General features: G+C 63.6%; 14 protein-coding genes. 9 read left to right on the top strand and 5 right to left on the bottom strand.

Annotation, left to right across the window (positions count from 1 at the left end):
* Nucleotides 1–9 precede the first annotated feature (9 nt).
* Nucleotides 10–282: a hypothetical protein gene (locus tag EPN33_07030; protein TAN22682.1), complete on the top strand. Its 273-nt coding sequence runs from the start codon at nt 10–12 to the stop codon at nt 280–282.
* Here the strand turns inward: EPN33_07030 and EPN33_07025 are convergent, their stop codons facing one another.
* Nucleotides 283–720: a CrcB family protein gene (locus EPN33_07025; GenBank protein ID TAN22681.1), complete on the bottom strand. Its 438-nt coding sequence runs from the start codon at nt 718–720 to the stop codon at nt 283–285.
* A gap of 191 nt (nt 721–911) precedes the next feature.
* Between EPN33_07025 and EPN33_07020 the strand changes: the two genes are divergently transcribed.
* Nucleotides 912–2126: an MFS transporter gene (locus tag EPN33_07020; GenBank protein ID TAN22813.1), complete on the top strand. Its 1215-nt coding sequence runs from the start codon at nt 912–914 to the stop codon at nt 2124–2126.
* Here EPN33_07020 and EPN33_07015 read toward each other — a convergent pair.
* A complete protein-coding gene (locus tag EPN33_07015; protein TAN22680.1) occupies nt 2068–3333 on the bottom strand; it encodes a hypothetical protein in 1266 nt (421 codons plus the stop codon). The two genes, EPN33_07020 and EPN33_07015, sit on opposite strands and share 59 nt — an antisense overlap.
* Before the next feature lie 203 nt (nt 3334–3536).
* On the opposite strand from EPN33_07015, the gene EPN33_07010 reads away from it, so the two are divergent.
* Together EPN33_07010 and EPN33_07005 are read left to right on the top strand one after the other, a co-directional pair.
* Nucleotides 3537–4001 carry a hypothetical protein gene (locus EPN33_07010; GenBank protein TAN22679.1) on the top strand — a complete coding sequence of 155 codons (465 nt, stop codon included), beginning with the start codon at nt 3537–3539 and terminating at the stop codon, nt 3999–4001.
* 164 nt (nt 4002–4165) lie between these two features.
* A complete protein-coding gene (locus tag EPN33_07005) occupies nt 4166–5329 on the top strand; it encodes an ATP-dependent Clp protease ATP-binding subunit (GenBank protein ID TAN22678.1) in 1164 nt (387 codons plus the stop codon).
* 3 nt (nt 5330–5332) lie between these two features.
* On the opposite strand, the gene EPN33_07000 is transcribed toward EPN33_07005, so the two are convergent.
* Both EPN33_07000 and EPN33_06995 read right to left on the bottom strand, forming a co-directional pair.
* Entirely contained in the window at nt 5333–7192 is a 1860-nt protein-coding gene (locus tag EPN33_07000; GenBank protein TAN22677.1) for a beta-galactosidase, read from the bottom strand.
* 4 nt (nt 7193–7196) lie between these two features.
* Nucleotides 7197–10565: a protease gene (locus EPN33_06995; GenBank protein TAN22676.1), complete on the bottom strand. Its 3369-nt coding sequence runs from the start codon at nt 10563–10565 to the stop codon at nt 7197–7199.
* A gap of 195 nt (nt 10566–10760) precedes the next feature.
* On the opposite strand from EPN33_06995, the gene carA reads away from it, so the two are divergent.
* Together carA and carB are read left to right on the top strand one after the other, a co-directional pair.
* Nucleotides 10761–11873, top strand: coding sequence for a carbamoyl-phosphate synthase small subunit (gene carA, locus EPN33_06990; GenBank protein ID TAN22675.1), 1113 nt, complete (start codon nt 10761–10763; stop codon nt 11871–11873).
* Between the two features lie 16 nt (nt 11874–11889).
* Nucleotides 11890–15171 carry a carbamoyl-phosphate synthase large subunit gene (gene carB, locus EPN33_06985; protein ID TAN22674.1) on the top strand — a complete coding sequence of 1094 codons (3282 nt, stop codon included), beginning with the start codon at nt 11890–11892 and terminating at the stop codon, nt 15169–15171.
* A 277-nt stretch (nt 15172–15448) separates the two neighbouring features.
* Here carB and EPN33_06980 read toward each other — a convergent pair whose 3' ends face one another.
* Complete coding sequence (locus EPN33_06980; GenBank protein TAN22673.1) at nt 15449–16858, bottom strand: DUF262 domain-containing protein; 1410 nt, start codon at nt 16856–16858, stop codon at nt 15449–15451.
* A gap of 77 nt (nt 16859–16935) precedes the next feature.
* Here EPN33_06980 and EPN33_06975 point away from each other — a divergent pair, with 77 nt between their 5' ends.
* Genes EPN33_06975 through EPN33_06965 form a run of 3 tightly spaced genes read left to right on the top strand, consistent with a single transcriptional unit; the run spans nt 16936 to nt 17678 of the window.
* Nucleotides 16936–17220: a toxin gene (locus tag EPN33_06975; protein ID TAN22672.1), complete on the top strand. Its 285-nt coding sequence runs from the start codon at nt 16936–16938 to the stop codon at nt 17218–17220.
* The gene (locus EPN33_06970) at nt 17217–17489 is read left to right on the top strand and encodes an antitoxin (protein TAN22671.1); all 273 of its coding nucleotides are present in this window, start codon (nt 17217–17219) and stop codon (nt 17487–17489) included. Before EPN33_06975 ends, EPN33_06970 begins: the two co-directional genes overlap by 4 nt.
* Before the next feature lie 3 nt (nt 17490–17492).
* On the top strand, nt 17493–17678 hold the full coding sequence (locus tag EPN33_06965) for a ribbon-helix-helix protein, CopG family (GenBank protein TAN22670.1): 186 nt from the start codon (nt 17493–17495) through the stop codon (nt 17676–17678).
* The last annotated feature ends 59 nt before the right edge of the window (nt 17679–17737 follow it).

The following is a 17737-nucleotide window of genomic DNA, read 5'->3' as shown; positions in this document are numbered from 1 at the left end:
CCATTGCCTATGGAAGAGCGCGAATTTTTCAACGAATCGAACGAGCCCAAAAAGGCGCGGCTGACTTGCCCCCATTGCCGCACGGAGGCCGAATATGCCGTCACCTGGGTGGTGCGCCGCAAAAAACCCGCGCCGCCCGCCCGCGCCGACTCGCTCGACCGCGCCAAGTTCGCCAAACTCTCCAGCTATATGGTCCGCCGTGACGACAAACTCGCCTGCTCCAACCCCCGCTGCCGCAAATCCTTCGAAATCACCGGCCTGCAGTCCATAGTCTCGCTCTAGTTAGTGCAGTAGCCCCGTGGCGAGCCGTCCGCCCGCCCAAATCAGCAGGAACCCCAAAAATACGTTCACCGCGAAGTTGCCCGCCGCCAGCAGCACTTCGCCGCCGCGCGCCATGTGCAGTGTTTCGAACTCCCAGGTGGAAAACGTTGTCAGGGCGCCGATAAATCCCACCGCGATGATGGTGCGCATCTCGCCGCTGATCCAGCGTGCGTGGCCGCCGATGTGCATCACGAAGCCCAGCAGGAAGCAGCCGATCAGGTTCGCGGCCAGCGTGTCGTAGGGGAAGTGTCCTCCGCCTAACACCTCCAGCCACTGCCCCAGTCCCCAGCGGCTCAGCGCGCCCAGCGCCCCCGCGATGGCAATGCCCAGCGCCAGCGTGCGCCCGGAAAGCGCATGCTGCACCACTTCAGCAGGCACAGAAACGGTTGTAGCCAAAATTTAACTCCTGCCAATGATTTGGTAGGAGTCATCTGCTCCGGCCCCATTTAGGAGCTAGAGCGGTTGGGTAAGGCGAACTCCAACGCCCGACAGCAACTCCATGCTAGCATCAACCCACTGCTCCCGTGTCTTTCCCCGCGCATGTAGAATCGCCGCCGCAGCATCGTTGGCTCAACCGTGATGTGGCCGGCATGGCCATTGCCAGCTTCCTGTCCGATGCGGGCCACGAGTTGGTCACGGTCATGCTGCCCGGCTTCCTGCACGCCCTCGGCCTCGCGGCCGGCGATCTGGGCTGGATCGAAGGCGCTGCCGATGCCTCCTCCAGCTTCGTCAAGCTAAGCGCGGGCTGGCTCTCCGACCGCGCCGGTAACCGCAAGGGCCTGGTCGCCAGCGGCTACGCCCTCACGGCGCTGGCGCTGGGCGTGCTCGCCGCCGCCGCAAGCTGGCCCGTCGTGCTTGCCGGCCGCGCGGTGGCCTGGATGGCGCGTGGCATCAAAGGACCGGCGCGCGACGCCCTGCTCTCGGAAGCCGCGCCGCCGGACGTGCGCGGTAAAGCTTTCGGCCTGCACCGCGCCGCCGATACTTTAGGTGCCGTCGTGGGACCGCTCGCCGGCATCTGGCTGTTGGCGCATCTGCCGCATCTCAATCCCGTGACTCCGTTCCGCACGATTTTCCTGCTGGCCATCATTCCCGGCTTGGGAGCGGCGGCCGCCTTCTGGTTCCTGGTGCGCGAACGCAGCCACGGCGCGCGCCGCGGCCTCAAACTGCATCAAGCGGTGCGCTCGCTGCCGCGCAGCTTTTTCCAGTTCGCGCGCGGCGCCGGCGTTTTCGGTCTGGGCGATTTTTCCCACACCCTTTTCATCCTCGCCGCCACCCAGTTGCTCACCCCTGCGCACGGCCTCATCCGCGCCGCGCAAATTGCTGCCCTGCTCTACGTGCTGCACAACATCGTGTATGCTGCAGTGTCGTTTCCTGCCGGTGCGCTCGCCGACCACGTTTCCAAAACTAAATTACTGGCGGGCGGCTATGTCCTCGCCGCCGCCAGCGCGGTCGGACTCGCCCTCCTGATGGCGCGGCATGCGGCGCCGGTTGCCTGGCTGGCGCTGGTCTTTGCCGCCGCCGGCGCGTACGTCGCCTTCCAGGATGCTCTCGAAGGCGCCATCCCCGCCGACTTGCTGCCCGCGCCCTCCCGTGCCACCGGTTACGGCGTGCTGGGCGCAGTGAACGGTGTGGGCGATTTCGTCGCCAGCGCGCTTGTCGGCGGGCTTTGGGTCATCTCCGCGAGCCTGGCCTTTGCCACTGCCGCCGCCCTCATGTTCGTGGGCGCCGTGCTCGTCTGGCGCCAACCTACGGCCGGCGGGCCGGGCCGGGCTGGGGCCCCGGGCCCCCAGTCCGGCCCGGCCTAAGCGGGTCGCGTGGCGCAGCCACGCGGGGCCCCGCGCCAATCAATGTCACGGGGTAGGGATAGCCGCCGCTGAAATATTTGCTCCCGGCAGCCAGCATTGCCGGCATCGCCGCATTCGGCGCGGTGTAGATATTGCCCGCGTTCCAGAGCATGAAGCCCCCGCCGCCCGCGGCGTGCTCCGTCGCCACCTGCTCCTGCACGTATTCCGGTCCGTACGATTTCGTACGCCAGTGGAACGCCTGCAGCCACGGACGGATCACCACCCCGTCGCCCCGCGTCAGCTTTTGAAACTTCTGCATCCCCGCCTCGATGAAATGCACCGGGTGCGCTGAGGGATCGGCGAAGCCGTCGAAATGCCCGAAGAAATGCGATGGATAGATCATCGGGCAGATGACGTCGCAGTAGTGCGCCAGCACCGCGATATTTTGCCCCGTCGCCTTCAGATCTACGGAATGTTGCCAGCCGGTGATGCCGTACACGTCAATCGAAATCCGCACGCCGCTGGGCTTCAGCTCCTGCTGCGCGCGCCGCAGAAAGCTGGTGATGAAGTCCGCGCGCGCCTCCTCCGGGTGCGCCGCCTGATAGGCAAACCGCGCATCCGCCTGATGCCCGTCCACCGGAAAACGGATCGCGTCAAACTGCACTTCATCGACGCCCGAGGCCGCCACAATCTTCGCCAGCGCCAGATTGTAGTCCTCGACCGCCGGTTGCGACGGATCCATCCACGTAGCCGCGCCATGCTCGCGCCACACGCCGCCCGTCGCGCGCGAACGCACCGCCAACTCTGGATGGGCTTGCACCAGCCGCGCATCCAGAAATACGTCAATGCGCGCGATCGCGTACAGACCGTGCGCGTGCAGCCAATCCACCCACGCGGGCAAATTCGCAATGTACGGATGCCGTAGATGGCTGGCCAGCGCCAGTGGCGCATTGAAGCTCACCGGGCTGCTGTCGTCTTTGATGTCAAAGACCACCGCATTTCCGCCTTCACTCCGCCACTGCTCCGCCAGGCGCCGGCCCAGGGCTCGGCCCGCCGTTGGCCCGGTTAGGTAAATGGCACGAATTTCCGCACGCGCCGGAACCGCATGGCGCGAGCTTGCCCTCGGCGTCTGCCCGGCCGCCGGGGCACTGGCCGCAATCAGAAAAATACCTAGCGCCACAGGCAAAGGCGAGAAGCAATATTTGGGGAAGTGCATAGAGAATGACATCCGCTGGAACTACAAGAAGGTAACATGTACACTATCGGTAAGGGGATTACCAGCCGGGTGCGTTTCGACGCTTGCGCGGCCAAGGGCGTCCAAGTCGGTGCTTGCGGCAGGGACAACCCGAATCGCTTGCTGCCCCATCCTACCCGTGGTGGGAGTAGAACCACCACGACAGGAGCCTGGGGCGGAGAACTGAGGAGGTTGGGATGGCGTTCGTTCGCAAAAAGGGCAAATCGTACTACTTGGTACATAACGTTCGTGAGGACGGCCACGTTCGGCAAGTCCACTTGGCTTGCCTCGGCAACCGGCCTCGGGTTAGCGATGAGGTGCTCGATCAGGTGCGCGCCTCCCATCCGCAATTGCAGATCGACTGGGCCGCAGTACGTGCCCGCGCGGCCGAAACCTTCGTTTCGCCGTTTGCCGATCTGGAAGGCGTGGATTTGTTGCTTCGTTCCATCCGCACGCTCGTCCAGGACTTGGCCGAGCTTGATTTCGGCCTGCTGCAGCGCCACTTGCAGGAGCGTGGCCAGGTCGCCGAAGGGGAGCCCCGCGTCCGCGAACTCCTGCGCGAGATGGCGGAACTCCGCACCCAGTTGGACCTGAAATTGAAGCATCAGCCCGGCGCCGCCGCCGCGCCCTCGGTGGGCGAGCATCAGGGCCTGGGCGACTGAACCGCAACCGCAGCGGATGCCGGCGTACCCGGCATCCGCTGCGGTTGTCGAGCCAAAAGCGGCAGGACCCGCGCTCGAATCCATTACGGTTCAGTCCCACCTATTGGCGCCTGGGTGGCATTATCCCCCGCCCTCCGCCCTTGCATCCCATCATGCAGGGCGATATGAAAACAGGCTGCCAGGAACTGTTGGATCCAACCTTACGCTGCGACGACGTCTGCCAGTTTGAGTCGGCTTTGCGGCGCAAAATTGTTGGGCAAAATCAGGCCGTCGGCTGCGTGGTGGACCTCTACCAGACCTTTCTCGCAGGACTGCATCCGCCCGGCCGTCCTATTGCCAACCTGCTGCTGCTCGGGCCCACTGGCTCCGGTAAAACCCGCGTGGTCGAGGCTATCGCCGAAACCTTGTTCGGCGATGCTCGCGCCGTTATCAAAGTGGATTGCGCTGAATTCCAGCATAGCCATGAAATCGCCAAACTCATCGGTTCCCCTCCCGGCTATCTCGGCCACCGCGAAACTCACCCTCTGCTGACCCAGGAAGCGCTGGGCCAATGGCACACCGACCGCCTGCGGCTTTCGCTGCTGCTGTTCGACGAAATCGAAAAAGCCTCCGATGCCCTTTGGCAACTGCTGCTCGGCATCCTCGACAAAGCCACCTTGACCCTCGGCGATAACCGCCGCGTCGATTTCACCCAGACCATCATCTTCATGACCAGCAACCTGGGCGCGGCCGAGATGGATACCCTCACCCTGGGCGGTACCGGTTTCATGCCCCCGCAGATCGGTCACGACGCCCGCTTCGACGCCCGCCTTGACGCCCAGGTCGATCGCGTTGCCGTGGCGGCCGCCCGGCACAAATTTTCTCCCGAATTCATGAACCGTATCGACCGCACCGTCGTCTTCCACACCCTGCGGCCGGAAGAACTCGGCGCTATCCTCGACATCGAGCTGGGCATGGTGCAACAGCGCATTCTCGCCTCCAGCGGCAACCATCCCTTCCTGTTCAACTGCACCCAGGAAGCCAAGGATTGGTTGCTTCACGAAGGCTATGATCCGCGCTACGGCGCCCGCCATCTCAAGCGCGCCATCGAGCGCCACGTCGTTTTTCCCCTCGCCAAGCTCATCGCCACCGGCCAAGTCCGATTGGGTGATGTCGTCCGCGTTGACTACTCCGCCGAACAGCAGGCCATGACTTTCGTCCGCGAGGCCGAGGGCATGACCACCATGTATCGGCCCAGCCCCCCTACGCCTATGGCCGCCTCCATGGCCCGCGGCGCCGCCCGTGGCGCACGCCGCTTCGAGTTCCCCATGGCCATGGACGGGAAATAGTTGTCAGTTATCTGTTGTCAGTTCTCGGTTGGCGGAGCGTGGGCGAGAGTAGATCGGGTCGCGGAGGCCTTGTAGCCGGAAGGGGCTCGCGGCGCTCCAGCAGAAGACGATCACTTCGTTCGTGCCGCGCCGCAGCCAGCAGCCGGGCAGGAATAGCGTTTGCTGCGGACCACGATCCCAGTAGCGGCCGAGGTTGTGTCCGTTCACCCAGACGCAGCCCTTGCCGCAACCCCGCAGGTCGAGGAACGTATCGCCGGTTTGCGCCAGCGTGAACCGGGCGCGCTGAAACCCAGGCCTATCACTCGCTTTCGCCACAAAGCTCAATTCCGATAGCTCTTCCGCCAGCGGCAGCGGGTAGATTTCCCAATCCGTCAGCTCTTGCTCGCCCACCAGCACCCGCTCGGTGATACCTTGCAAGTTATCCTGCAGCTTCGGTCCGAAATTAATCCGGCCCATGTTCTCCACCAGAATGTCGAGCGTGTCGCCGGCCGCAAGTTGCACCGGTAGCGTCACCCGCTTCCGGCTCCGCTCCAGTTCGCCCATCTCGCGCCCGTTCACATAGACGCGCGCATAGTCGCGCAGCTCCAGCGGCTGCAGCGAGCCCGCGGCCGGCTGTTTAATCCTGGTCCGATACCAGACGAGACCGTAAGCCTGGCCCAGAGCCTCCATCGATAGCGGCCGCTGGCTGCTGTGCGGCGCGTGGAGCAGTTGTTCGAGTGATGCATACTCGCCCAATGTGAATTCCGGAATCGTGATCGCGGGCAACGCCGCCGGCAGCTCCGGCAACCGTTCACCGGCCGGCAGGTGCTTTTCGATCACCGCGCGCAGCGCATGAAACTTGGCCGTTGGCCGCCCCGCTTCGTCAATCGGCGCGTCGTAGTCGTAGCTGGTGGTATCGGGCTCATAGCTGCGGCCGTGGTTCGCGCCCGCCATAAAACCGAACGAAGTCCCGCCATGCGCCATGTACAAATTGCACGAAACCCCGCGCGAAAGCATCCAGTCCAGCCCGCGCGCCGAATCTTCCGGCGGTGTGGTGTGATGCTTTTCGCCCCAATGGTCGAACCATCCGCACCAGTACTCGCCGCACATGCGCGGCCCCTGTGCCCGGTATTTCTCCAGCTCCGCAAACGCCTGCGCCGGATCATCGCCGTCGCCGAAATTGATCACGCTCGTCAGATCGGGCAGGGAACCATTGGCCAGCATTTTCTGCCCCGGCCCGTTCGAGGTGTACAGCGGCCCGCGAAAGCCAGCTTCACGAATCTGGTCTCGAATTGCGGCGAGATAGCCGTGATCGCCCGCGAACGACCCGTACTCGTTTTCCACCTGCACCAGCAGAATCGGTCCGCCCCGTGCCGCCTCCAGATGCGCCACCTGTGCCCCGACTTCGCGCAAATACCGCTGCGAAGCCTGCAAGAATTTCGGGTCTGCGGTTCTCACGTTCATGCTTGGCGGCTTGAGCAGCCACGCCGGACAGCCGCCGAAATCCCACTCCGTACACACGTAGGGTCCGGGCCGCAGAATCACCCACAGCCCCTCCTCGTGCGCCGTCCGCAGATAGGCCGCGAGGTCATGCTGGCCGCTGAAATCAAACCGCCCCGGCTCCGGCTCGTGCAGGTTCCAGAACACGTAGGTGCAGACGGTGTTCAGTCCCAGCGCGCGCAGCTTGCGCATGCGGTCGCGCCAGTACGGCCGCGGTACGCGAGGATAGTGCATCGACCCCGAGCGGATGACAAAAGGCTTTCCGTCGAGCAGAAAGCTCTTCTCACCCGCCTCGAACCGAGGCGCGCCTTTCGCCCAGGCGCGCGGCAGCGCCAGCGCTGCCGCCGCACCCGCGCCGGCTTTCAGAAACTGCCGTCGCCGCACGCCGCTACCGCCCTCCGCCGTTGCCGTGAGGAATCGGTGGCAGCACCGGATGGTAGTTCTGATAGGCGGGGTTGGCGTAGGCCGGCCGCGGATGCGCCGCCAACTGCTTCATGGCGATGGTGACCGCCGCATCCAGTTGCGGATCCTGTCCTTCGCGCATCTTGGCCGGGTCCTGCCACACGGTCACATCCGGCGCCACGCCGTGATCCTCGACCACCCAGTGCCCGCGCAGCCCCGTAATCGCCCAGCGCGGCGCGGTCACCGTGCCGCCATCCATCAGCACCGGATAGCCGCCAATGCCCACCAGTCCGCCCCAGGTCCGCACGCCCACCATAGTTCCAACCTTCGCCTCGCGGAAGTACCACGGCAGTGCGTCGCCGCCCGATCCCGAGAACTGGTTGATGACCAACACCTTGGGCCCAAAGATCGCCTCCTGCGGATCAATGGTCCGGTGCCCGTGTTTGGTAATGTCGAGGCTCATGGGCACGCGCCGCAGGTAGTCAATAATGTAGTCGCTCAGGTCGCCGCCATGGTTGAAGCGTTCGTCAATGATGGCGCCCTGCTTGCCCACCTGCGAAAAGTAGTAGCGGTTGAAGTTGGTGAACCCACCGCCGGCCGTGTCCGGCAGATACACATAGGCCAGCTTGCCGTGGCTGAGCTTATCGACCTCGCGCCGGTTGCCTTCGATCCAGTCCATGTTGCGCAGCCCGTGCTCGTTGGCAGTGGGCGTCACCACCACTTCGTGCGCGCCGCTGCCATCCGGGTTCGGTCCGACGTCAAGGGTGGCCTGCTTGCCCGCCGTCTGCTGGAAGTACTGGTAAATGTTGTCGCTCGCCGTCAACGGACGCCCGTTCATCGCCAGCAGGTAATCACCTGCCCGCACATTCACGCCCGGTTCGGTCAGCGGGGCATGCAGCCGCGGGTTCCAGTTTTCGCCGCTGTAAATTTTGGCGATCTGATAATGGCCGTTGGCGATGCGGTAATCGGCGCCCAGCAGACCGGTGTGCTCGGGGTTACCGGTTTCCGGCTCCGCGCCGCCGCGCACAAACATGTGGCCCACCGACAAATAGCTCAGCATTTCCCGGAACAGCAGGTTCAGGTCGTCGCGACTGGCGATGCCGGGCAGGTAATTGGCAAACTCAGCTTCGGCGGCCTTCATGTCCAGACCGTGGAAACCGGGATCAAAATAATAGGCCCGCTCAATCCGCCACACGTCGTGGTACATTTCCGCCCACTCCTCGCGCGGCACGACGTGAACCTGCAATTCGCTGACGTCCACCTTGCCCGCGTCGGGCGCCGGCGCTTTGGTGGCATCGGTGATATACCAGCTTTTGTTGCGGTCCAGCAGCATCTTCTTGCCGTTATACGAAATCGCTACCCGCGAAATCCCGCTGGCAATGGGCTTGGCCTTGCGGTCTTTCAACGTGAACCGCTGGAGCGAAATCCGCCGCGGTCCCTCTCCCCCCATCTCCGGCGCCGACATCAGGAACAGCGCCCCATCCGGCCGCGCCGCGAGATCCACAAAGTCGGCCGCGGGAATCGGCAGCGCCAGCGTCCGCTGCAAAATCCCCTGAAAGTCGATGCGCACCTCCGGCGCTGTGTCCGGTCCCGGTTCCGGCTTGGGCTTCGCTTGCTGTTGCTGAGGCGTCTCATCGCTCGACTGCGGCGGCAGCGGTGAGGGCAAATCTTTCCGCAGCACTGCCACGTAGACGCTGCGCGTCACCGGGTGGTCGAGGCTGGTCATATCCAGCCAGCCCGGCGTCAGGCCGGTATTCGTGCTGGCGGTAAAGTACAGATATTTCCCGCTGCGGTCGAACTGCGGGTACAGGCAGTCGCTCATCCCGTCCGTTACCTGATGAATGCTACGCTCGGCGAGCGAATAAATAAAGACCGCGTGCAAATGGCTGGGCAGCTCGCGCGTATAGGCAATCCAGCGGCTGTCAGGCGACCACGCCGGATCGAACTGGTGCGTGGGGTTCTCGTACAGGTCGGTATCCACTTTCACGGGCGTACTGCCCGCCGCAGCGTTAACCACCCACAAGTGCAGCGCCTGGTCGCTGTACACCAGAGACTGGCTGTTGGGCGACCATTTCAGGTCGCCGTAATACGCGTTCGGATCACTCAGATGAATCGTTCGCGCCGGTTTCAGCCCCTTCTGGTCCACAATCCGCAAATCATAAGCGCCCGCTCGGTCGGAGAAATATGCAATCCATTCTCCGTCCGGTGACCACGCCGGATCGCGGTCCATCACGCCGGGTGAGTTGGTCACATTGCGTATGCTGCCGTGCTCGGCCGGCACCGTCAGTATTTCCCCGTGCGCGGCAAACAGCGCCCGCTCGCCGCTCGGCGAAATCGCCGCCGTCTGTATCTGCTTGGCTGCCTTTTCCCAGCGCGGCCGCACCTGCGGCATATCGCCAGGAACCGTAATGTTCACCACCTGCTGCCGGTGACGCGCAATGTCGTAAATGTGAATCTGCCCGAACTGCGAGTACACGATCGCATCCGGCCCAGCGCCCGCCGAGGTAATGTCAAACTGCCCGTCGGTATTCACGAGCTGCTGCACCTTGCCGGTTGCGGTGTGGTACGCGTATAGCCCAAACGGCCCGTTGCGGTCCGAGACAAAGTAGATGTCGTTGCCAATCCACATCGGGTCGCGGTCGCTGCCCTCAAGGCACGGATTTCCTGCCACGCCGCCGTTTCCCGGATCCGCTGCCTGGCAAACCTCCGAAGCTGTATTGGGCGCACTGGTGCGCGGAATCTTGATTACGCTCGAATCCGAAAGCCGTGCAATCCAGATCGGCGTTGTCTGCCCGCCGCGGTACCGCTGCCAGAAATCCTCCCACCTCGAGTTCGGAATGTAGGCGATGTGCGAGCCGTCGGGTGAAAACGAACCCGTCTGCGCCATCGACAGCGGCAGCTCGGTCGGGAAGCCGCCGGTGACCGGTACCGTCCACAACTGGTTGGGATCGGAGAAGCTGGCGCGGTTCGACCGGAACAGCACCGCCTTGCCGTCTGGCGTCCAGCCCACCGCCACATCGGGCGCCGGGTGATAGGTCAGCCGCCGCGGCGTCCCGCCCTCAGCCGGCGCCACGTACACATCCACGTTGCCGTCGTACTCGCCTGTGAACGCCACTTCGCTCCCGTCGGGAGAGAAAATCGGTCCGCTCTCCTTGTCGAAGCCAGTGACCAGCCGATGCGCCACACCTCCCGAGCGCGCGACGATCCAGATGTCGCCGCCATAGGCAAACGCAATTTGCGTGCGGCTCAGGGTTGGCGTTTGCAGCAACAGCGGTTCAGGCGCTTGCGCGTTCGCAAAAAAGCCTAACGAAGCGGCCAGTGCGAGCACAGCGGCAAATCGTAGTGACAGGCGCATGAAAATTTCCTCCGGCCCGAGAATTCTAAACCAAAGCTGATAAAATGGTTTGATCCAAGGGCAAACACCGCCGGTGGATCATAATCCACGCGAGCGGCAGGGATGGGCCACCGGGTCCCGGCTCTGCCGCGAGCAAGCGGGTCGCTCGGCGCAGCCGAGCGGGGTCCCGCGCCATTCAAATGGGAAGGACGGGCGATGGAAGCCTTACTGGCACTAGAAGATGGCCGGGTATTCCGGGGCACTGGCCACGGCGGAATCGCCAAAACCAAAGCCGGCGCCGGCGAAGTAGTTTTCAACACCTCCATGACCGGCTATCAGGAGATCTGCACCGATCCCTCCTACGCCGGCCAGATCGTCTGCCTCACCGCGCCACAAATCGGCAACTACGGCACCACCGCCGAGGATGACGAGGCCAACCACCCCTTCGTCGAAGGCCTGATCGTCCGCGAATTCTCTTCCATCACCAGCAACTGGCGCAGCCAGCAGGACTGCCAGGACTATCTCGACCGTTTCGGCATTCCGGTGCTCGCCGGTATCGATACCCGCGCCCTGGTCCGTCACTTGCGTTCCCAAGGCGTGCTGCGCGGCGTCATCGCCCCCGCCGCCGGCGCATCGATCGATGCGCTCGTGGCCCGCGCCCGTGCCATCCCGCCGATGACCGGCACCGATCTGGCGCAGGTGGTCAGCACCAAATCGCCCTACGACGGCCCTCCGCCGTCGTCTCTTGAGATCGCCCCCCTGGTCGTAGCCTTCGACTATGGCATGAAGCGCAACATCACCCGCCAGCTTGCCGGGCACGGCTGCCGTGTCCGCGTCGTTCCGGCGAAAACCTCCGCCGCCGACGTACTGGCGCTGCATCCCGATGGCGTCTTCCTTTCCAACGGTCCCGGCGATCCCGAACCCTGCACTTACGCCGTCGAAACCATCCGTGGCTTGATGGGCCGTGTCCCCATCTTCGGAATCTGTCTTGGCCACCAGCTCATCGGTCTCGCCCTCGGCGGCAAAACCTACAAGCTCAAGTTCGGTCATCATGGTGGCAACCATCCGGTGCGCTATGAACCCACGGGCCGCATCGAAATCACTGCCCACAACCACAACTTCGCCGTCGATCCCGACTCGCTCCGCGCCAGCGACGTCGACCTCACCCATTTCGACCTCAACGACGGCACCCTCGAAGGTCTCCGCCACCGCTCCCTGCCGCTGTTTTCGGTGCAATACCACCCCGAAGCCGCTCCCGGCCCCCACGATTCCCAATACCTCTTCCACGACTTCGTGACTCTAATGACCGACCGACCGACCGACCGATAGACCGACAGACCTCCTCATGCCCCGACGCTCCGACATCCACAAAGTCATCATCCTCGGTTCCGGCCCCATCGTCATCGGCCAGGCCTGCGAATTCGACTACTCCGGCGCCCAGGCTTGCAAAGCGCTGCGTGCCGACGGCTTCGAAACCGTGCTGGTCAACTCGAATCCGGCCACCATCATGACCGACCCCGAGATGGCCGACCGCACCTACATCGAACCGCTCACGCGTGCCTACGTGGCCGAAATCCTTAAGCGCGAAGCCTCGCCTGCTGGAGGCGTCGCCCTGCTGCCCACCGTCGGCGGTCAGACGGCGCTCAACCTCGCGGTCGAGCTGGCCGATAGCGGCGACCTCGAGCGTTACGGCATCCGCCTCATCGGCGCGCAGCTCGAAGCCATCAAAAAAGCCGAAGATCGCCTGCTCTTCAAGGACGCCATGAAGAGCATCGGCCTCGACACCCCGCGCTCGCGCCTGGTCAACAACCTCAAGGACGGCCTCGACTTCGCCGCGCAGTATCCGGTCATCATCCGCCCGTCGTTCACCCTCGGCGGCACCGGCGGCGGCCTTGCCTACAACCGCGAAGAGCTTTCCGCCATGCTGGTGCGCGGCCTCGACCTCTCACCCGTGCATGAAGTGCTGGTCGAAGAAACCGTGCTCGGCTGGAAAGAGTACGAGCTCGAGGTGATGCGCGACAACGCCGACAACGTCATCATCGTGTGCTCGATCGAGAACCTCGATCCCATGGGCGTGCACACCGGCGACTCCATCACCGTCGCCCCCGCCCAGACCCTCAGCGACCGCGAGTATCAGGCCATGCGCGACGCCTCGCTCAAGGTCATGCGCGAAATCGGCGTCGAAACCGGCGGCAGCAACATCCAGTACGCCGTCAACCCGCGTGACGGCCGCATGGTCGTCATCGAGATGAACCCGCGCGTCTCGCGCTCCTCCGCACTCGCCTCCAAAGCCACCGGCTTCCCCATCGCCAAAATTGCCGCCAAGCTCGCCGTCGGCTACCGCCTGGACGAAATCGCCAACGACATCACCCGCAAAACTCCTGCCTGCTTCGAACCCACACTCGACTACGTGGTGGTGAAAATCCCCAAGTGGCAATACGAGAAGTTCCCTGGCGCCGACACCACCCTGGGCCCGCAAATGCACTCTGTCGGCGAGGTGATGGCCATCGGCCGCAGCTTCAAGGAAGCCCTGTTCAAAGGCGTGCGCTCGCTCGAAACCGGCAAGAAGGCCGGCCACATCGCCATTGACCCCGCGCGCCTGATCCAGCGCCTGGTCTCGCCTCATCCCGACCGCCTCAACTACGTCCGCTACGCCCTCGGCGCGGGCGGCATGAGCGTCGCCGACGTCGCCGGGTGGACGGGCATGGATCCCTGGTTCCTGCACCAGATTCAGGACGTCTCCCGCCTCGAGGCGACCGTCGCTGACACGGGCGATCTCGCCAAGCTCCCAGCAGCCATCTTGCACGAAGCCAAGCGCAGTGGTCTCAGCGATGCCCGCCTCGCCGAGCTGACCGGCGCCGACGACTCCAAGGTCGCAGCCCGCCGCCGCGAACTTGGCCTGCTGCCTGTCTACAAGCGCGTCGATACCTGCGCCGCCGAATTCGAATCCTTCACGCCCTACATGTACTCCAGCTACGAGGAAGAGGACGAGTCGGAGCCCTCCAGCCGCCGCAAAATCGCCATCCTCGGCAGCGGTCCCAACCGCATCGGCCAGGGCATCGAGTTCGACTACTGCTGCTGCCACGCCTCCTTCGCGCTGCGCGAGCGCGGCTTGGAGACGATCATGGTGAACTGCAATCCCGAGACCGTCTCCACCGACTACGACACCAGCGACCGCCTCTACTTCGAGCCGCTCACCTTCGAGGATGTCTCCCGCGTGCTCGAGCACGAAGCCTCGACCGGCAAGCTCGAAGGCGTCATCGTCCAGTTCGGCGGTCAGACGCCGCTCAACCTCGCCCTGCCGCTCGAAAAGGCGGGCTTCAAAATCCTCGGAACCTCGCCCCGCTCCATCGATCTCGCCGAAGACCGCAAGCGCTTCGGCGCCCTGCTGCGCCGTCTCGACATCCGCCAGCCCGAAAGCGGCACCGCAACTTCGGTCGAGCAGGCCCTCAAAGTGGCCGCCCGCATCGGCTATCCCGTGCTCGTGCGGCCCTCCTACGTGCTCGGCGGCCGCGCCATGGCGATTGTTTACGACGACGCCATGCTGCGCGAGTACATGGCCCTCGCCACCGAATACTCCTCCAACCGCCCCATCCTCATCGACCGCTTCCTGGAAGACGCCATCGAAGTCGACGTGGACGCCATCTCCGACGGCACCGACGTCGTCCTCGGCGGCATCATGGAGCACATCGAAGAGGCCGGCATCCACAGCGGCGACAGCTCCTGCGTCCTGCCGCCCTTCAGCCTTTCGCCCGAACTCCAGCAGCAGTTGCAGGAGCAGACCATCCGCCTTGCCCGCGCCCTCAAAGTCGTCGGCCTGATGAATGTCCAGTTCGCCATCACCCACACCAACGGGGACGGCGCTCCCGAGGTCTACGTCCTCGAAGTCAACCCCCGCGCCTCGCGTACCATCCCCTACGTCAGCAAGGCCACCGGCGTTCCGCTCGCCAAGCTCGCCGCCATCGTCATGAGCCGTGCCGCCAAGCTGCGCGCGCTGCTGCCGCCCGAGGTGCTTGCCGCTCAGCGCTTGCCCACCGGCGCCAACTACTGCGTCAAAAGCCCGGTCTTCCCCTGGAACAAATTCCAGGGCGCCGACCCCGTTCTCGGCCCCGAAATGCACTCCACCGGCGAAGTCATGGGTGTCGCACCCACCATGGGCGAGGCTTTCGCCAAAGCCCAGCTTGCCGCCGGCCAGGCGCTGCCGGAGCAGGGAACCGTCTTCTTCAAGCTCCGCGAACGCGACAAAACCCGCGGCATCCCGCTCGCCCGCCGCTGTCTCGATCTCGGCTTTACGCTCCTCGCCACCCGCGGCACCGCCGCCGTCTTCCGCCAGGCCGGCCTGCCGGTCACGCCCGTCTTCAAGATCAGCGAAGGCCGCCCCAACTTTATCGACCTCATCAAAGGTGGCGGCGTCACCCTCGTCGTCAACACCCCCGCCGGCCGCGAGCAGTTCTTCGAGGAAAAAGAGATCCGCCGCACCGCCGTCGCCCGCCGCATCCCCATCGTCACCACCCTCGCCGCCGCCCAGGCCGCCATCGAAGCCATCGCCGCCCGCGCCGCCGCCCACCCCTCCGTCCACGTCCTCCAGGACATGCACCGCCACCTCGCCCACCCCGCCACGCGGTAGCGGTGGCGCCGCTGCTGCGACATGCCGGCCTACCCGGTGGCGCCCCGCCAATCTGGAGATTTCAGCACCAGGCAGGCCGAGCGACCGGCAAATGGCCATCCACTTCGGGGCGGACTTCTTCAAATGGGCCTAGCTGGAGCAACGCCGTCCTACTCGCCTCCCGACCCCAGCAATGATCCGATAAGGACACCCTACGCATCGACGGCAGCTAGCCAGTAGCCGGCACGGGGCTGGAGACGAAGTCGTGTCAACAGAGCGATTGCAGGTCAGGAGGAGCTTACACAGAGCCGATGAGCTTGGCAAAGAGGTCCTGCCGCTGCTGCCTCCTGCCGGGGTGGGTTGTCTGCTTGGACGAGAGATCCATATAGTCCCTCAGGTCCTGCGCATAGCCTCGCGGCGGCTGGTCCTTCCCATCGATGACCTTAGCCAGTGCCGCGATACGGTGGCTCAGATCCGGGTACGCGCTGGCGAGGTTTAGCGCAATGATCGACGTAACCATTGTGTAGAAGTGCGGTTGGTCCATTGCCAAGCGCGACTCCTTTAGCTCCGGCCGACCGTAAAGCGAGCGAAGGAATTTGAAGGCCGACGCGAGCCGCTGCCTCTCGTCCGGCGATAGCTTCGCGCTGTCCACGCGGACGCCAATGAACGCCTTCAGGATCTGGGCCAAGGTGCGGTGCTGGCCTGTTCTCACAAAGAGAGCAATCTCGAGGAGCCGCTCCCACATCCGGTCAACCCGTTCTTCGGACTGATTTTCCTCAAGGCTTTGGACAGACTGAAGGCGCTTCAGCACGAATGTGAAGTCATTGTCTACCATCTTGTAAAACCAGTCTTTGCGTCGCTTCTGTCTGATTGCAACCAGCTTAAAAATATCAGCCAGCAGGCGGTTTTTCGAGTACATCGTTCTCACGATGTTCCATCTGCTCACCTTGACCCCAAGCTGGTTGATGTCGATGAAAAGGTCAATCAGCTCCTGGATGCCGCCCTCTTCCCGGTCCATGTCTATCTCGATCGTTGGGATCTTGTACTCTCGGAAGTTTCTCACCGTCTCGTCGTCGAGATCCGCGAAGGATCTGTTGTCCGCCGGCTTAAGGGCTTTCGAGACGTCAATCTTGAAGTCCGGCTTTGCGGTCGTTTTGAAGAAGTACTGCTTCCAGTTCGGGATCGCAAGGTCTTCCCGCTTGCAGCCTATGAAAAGCAAAATGCTCTCGAGGCGCTGCTTGCCATCAAGGATGTTGTAAGAGTACTTACTGCCTGCCTCATCCTTGTAAAGGAAGATCGCCGGAATCGGTCTGCCACGTACCATATTCTCCAACAGTTTCTTGCGCAGCGCGGGCGACCATGCACGGCCACGTTGGAACGGCGGGATCAGATTTATCTTTCCATCTTTGAAATAGCCAGCGAGTTCGTCAACCTTCATCTTCCCAATTTCGTAGTTCATCTCGTCTCCATGGCTCGGCAACCGCTGACATTGGCAGCTCACCGGGAATGGTACGATGGTCGGCAATTCTGGGCAAGCCCGAATTTTTGAGTATCGCCCTGCCTCAGGGAGATCGACGGCCAGGTCGTGCGGCAGCCGCTGCCTACCTCGCGGGTGTCGACGCGCAGCTACGGTGGACGAGCAGCGTGCCGCAAAGTGGTTTGCGTGGGCGCCCGACGCTGCCACTTCCACCGCTCCAAAGCAAGACATGCACCGCCACCTCGTCCCCGCAGACCGCCTGGCCGCATTTGTGTGCCGATCCGGCACACAAGTGTTATTCTGGCGGTGTGCCGCGCCTTGCCTGGAACCCTGAAAAGGACGCCAACCTGCGCGCGACGCGCGGCATCGGATTTGAGGATGTCGCCTTTTACATTGCCGCTGGCGACTTGGTGGATGTGCTCGAACATCCCCACCCAGAGCGCTATCCCGGCCAGAAGATTTTTGTCGTCTGGTGCCGGGACTACGCTTACTTGGTGCCGTTTGTCGAGAGTGAGCACGAGGTTTTTCTGAAGACCATAATTCCCAGCCGCCGTTGGACCCGGAAGATCCGAGAGGAAAGAGGGAATCTATGAAATCCAATCTGACCGCGCAAGAGCGCCAGCTCCTGAAAGAAGTGGAAGCGGGCAAGTGGCAACCGGTAAAGCTGAGCCCCGCAGCACGCAACCGCTACGTCCAGGCTGCACGGGATTCGCTGCGCAAAGATTGTCGCCTGAATATTCGCATCTCACGCGCCGATTTGAAAGCCATCCAGAAACGCGCCGTCGACGAGGGCCTGCCCTACCAGACCCTCATCGCCAGCCTGATCCATAAGTACGCCGCGGGCCGCCTGCGCAGCGAGTGAAATATGAGGGCCACCACCATCTCGCTGCCTGACGATCTGATCCGCCGGACAGACCGGCTCGCGAAAAAGATGAAGCTGTCGCGCAACGCTCTAATCGCCAAAGCGATCGAAGCTTTTATCGCCGACCAGCGCGACGCCGAGATTACGGAGCAACTCAATCAGGCCTATGCGCACGACGATGGTCGTTAGCACGAATGGATGAGCCGAGCGGCGAGGCGCATGCTGGCGCGGGAGCCCTGGGAAGAAGC

The sequence above is a fragment of the Acidobacteriota bacterium genome (assembly GCA_004299485.1).
GTDB lineage: Bacteria > Acidobacteriota > Terriglobia > Terriglobales > SCQP01 > SCQP01.
This window is presented reverse-complemented; position numbering and strand designations above follow the sequence as displayed.

Excerpts from the sequence above, each read along its gene's own strand:
- EPN33_07030 (TAN22682.1), top strand. The coding sequence starts at position 10 with ATGGAAGAGCGCGAATTTTTCAACGAATCGAACGAGCCCAAAAAGGCG.
- EPN33_07020 (TAN22813.1), top strand. The coding sequence starts at position 912 with ATGGCCATTGCCAGCTTCCTGTCCGATGCGGGCCACGAGTTGGTCACG.
- EPN33_07015 (TAN22680.1), bottom strand. The coding sequence starts at position 3,333 with ATGTCATTCTCTATGCACTTCCCCAAATATTGCTTCTCGCCTTTGCCT.
- EPN33_07010 (TAN22679.1), top strand. The coding sequence starts at position 3,537 with ATGGCGTTCGTTCGCAAAAAGGGCAAATCGTACTACTTGGTACATAAC.
- EPN33_07005 (TAN22678.1), top strand. The coding sequence starts at position 4,166 with ATGAAAACAGGCTGCCAGGAACTGTTGGATCCAACCTTACGCTGCGAC.
- EPN33_06995 (TAN22676.1), bottom strand. The coding sequence starts at position 10,565 with ATGCGCCTGTCACTACGATTTGCCGCTGTGCTCGCACTGGCCGCTTCG.
- carA (TAN22675.1), top strand. The coding sequence starts at position 10,761 with ATGGAAGCCTTACTGGCACTAGAAGATGGCCGGGTATTCCGGGGCACT.
- carB (TAN22674.1), top strand. The coding sequence starts at position 11,890 with ATGCCCCGACGCTCCGACATCCACAAAGTCATCATCCTCGGTTCCGGC.
- EPN33_06980 (TAN22673.1), bottom strand. The coding sequence starts at position 16,858 with ATGTCTTGCTTTGGAGCGGTGGAAGTGGCAGCGTCGGGCGCCCACGCA.
- EPN33_06970 (TAN22671.1), top strand. The coding sequence starts at position 17,217 with ATGAAATCCAATCTGACCGCGCAAGAGCGCCAGCTCCTGAAAGAAGTG.
- EPN33_06965 (TAN22670.1), top strand. The coding sequence starts at position 17,493 with ATGAGGGCCACCACCATCTCGCTGCCTGACGATCTGATCCGCCGGACA.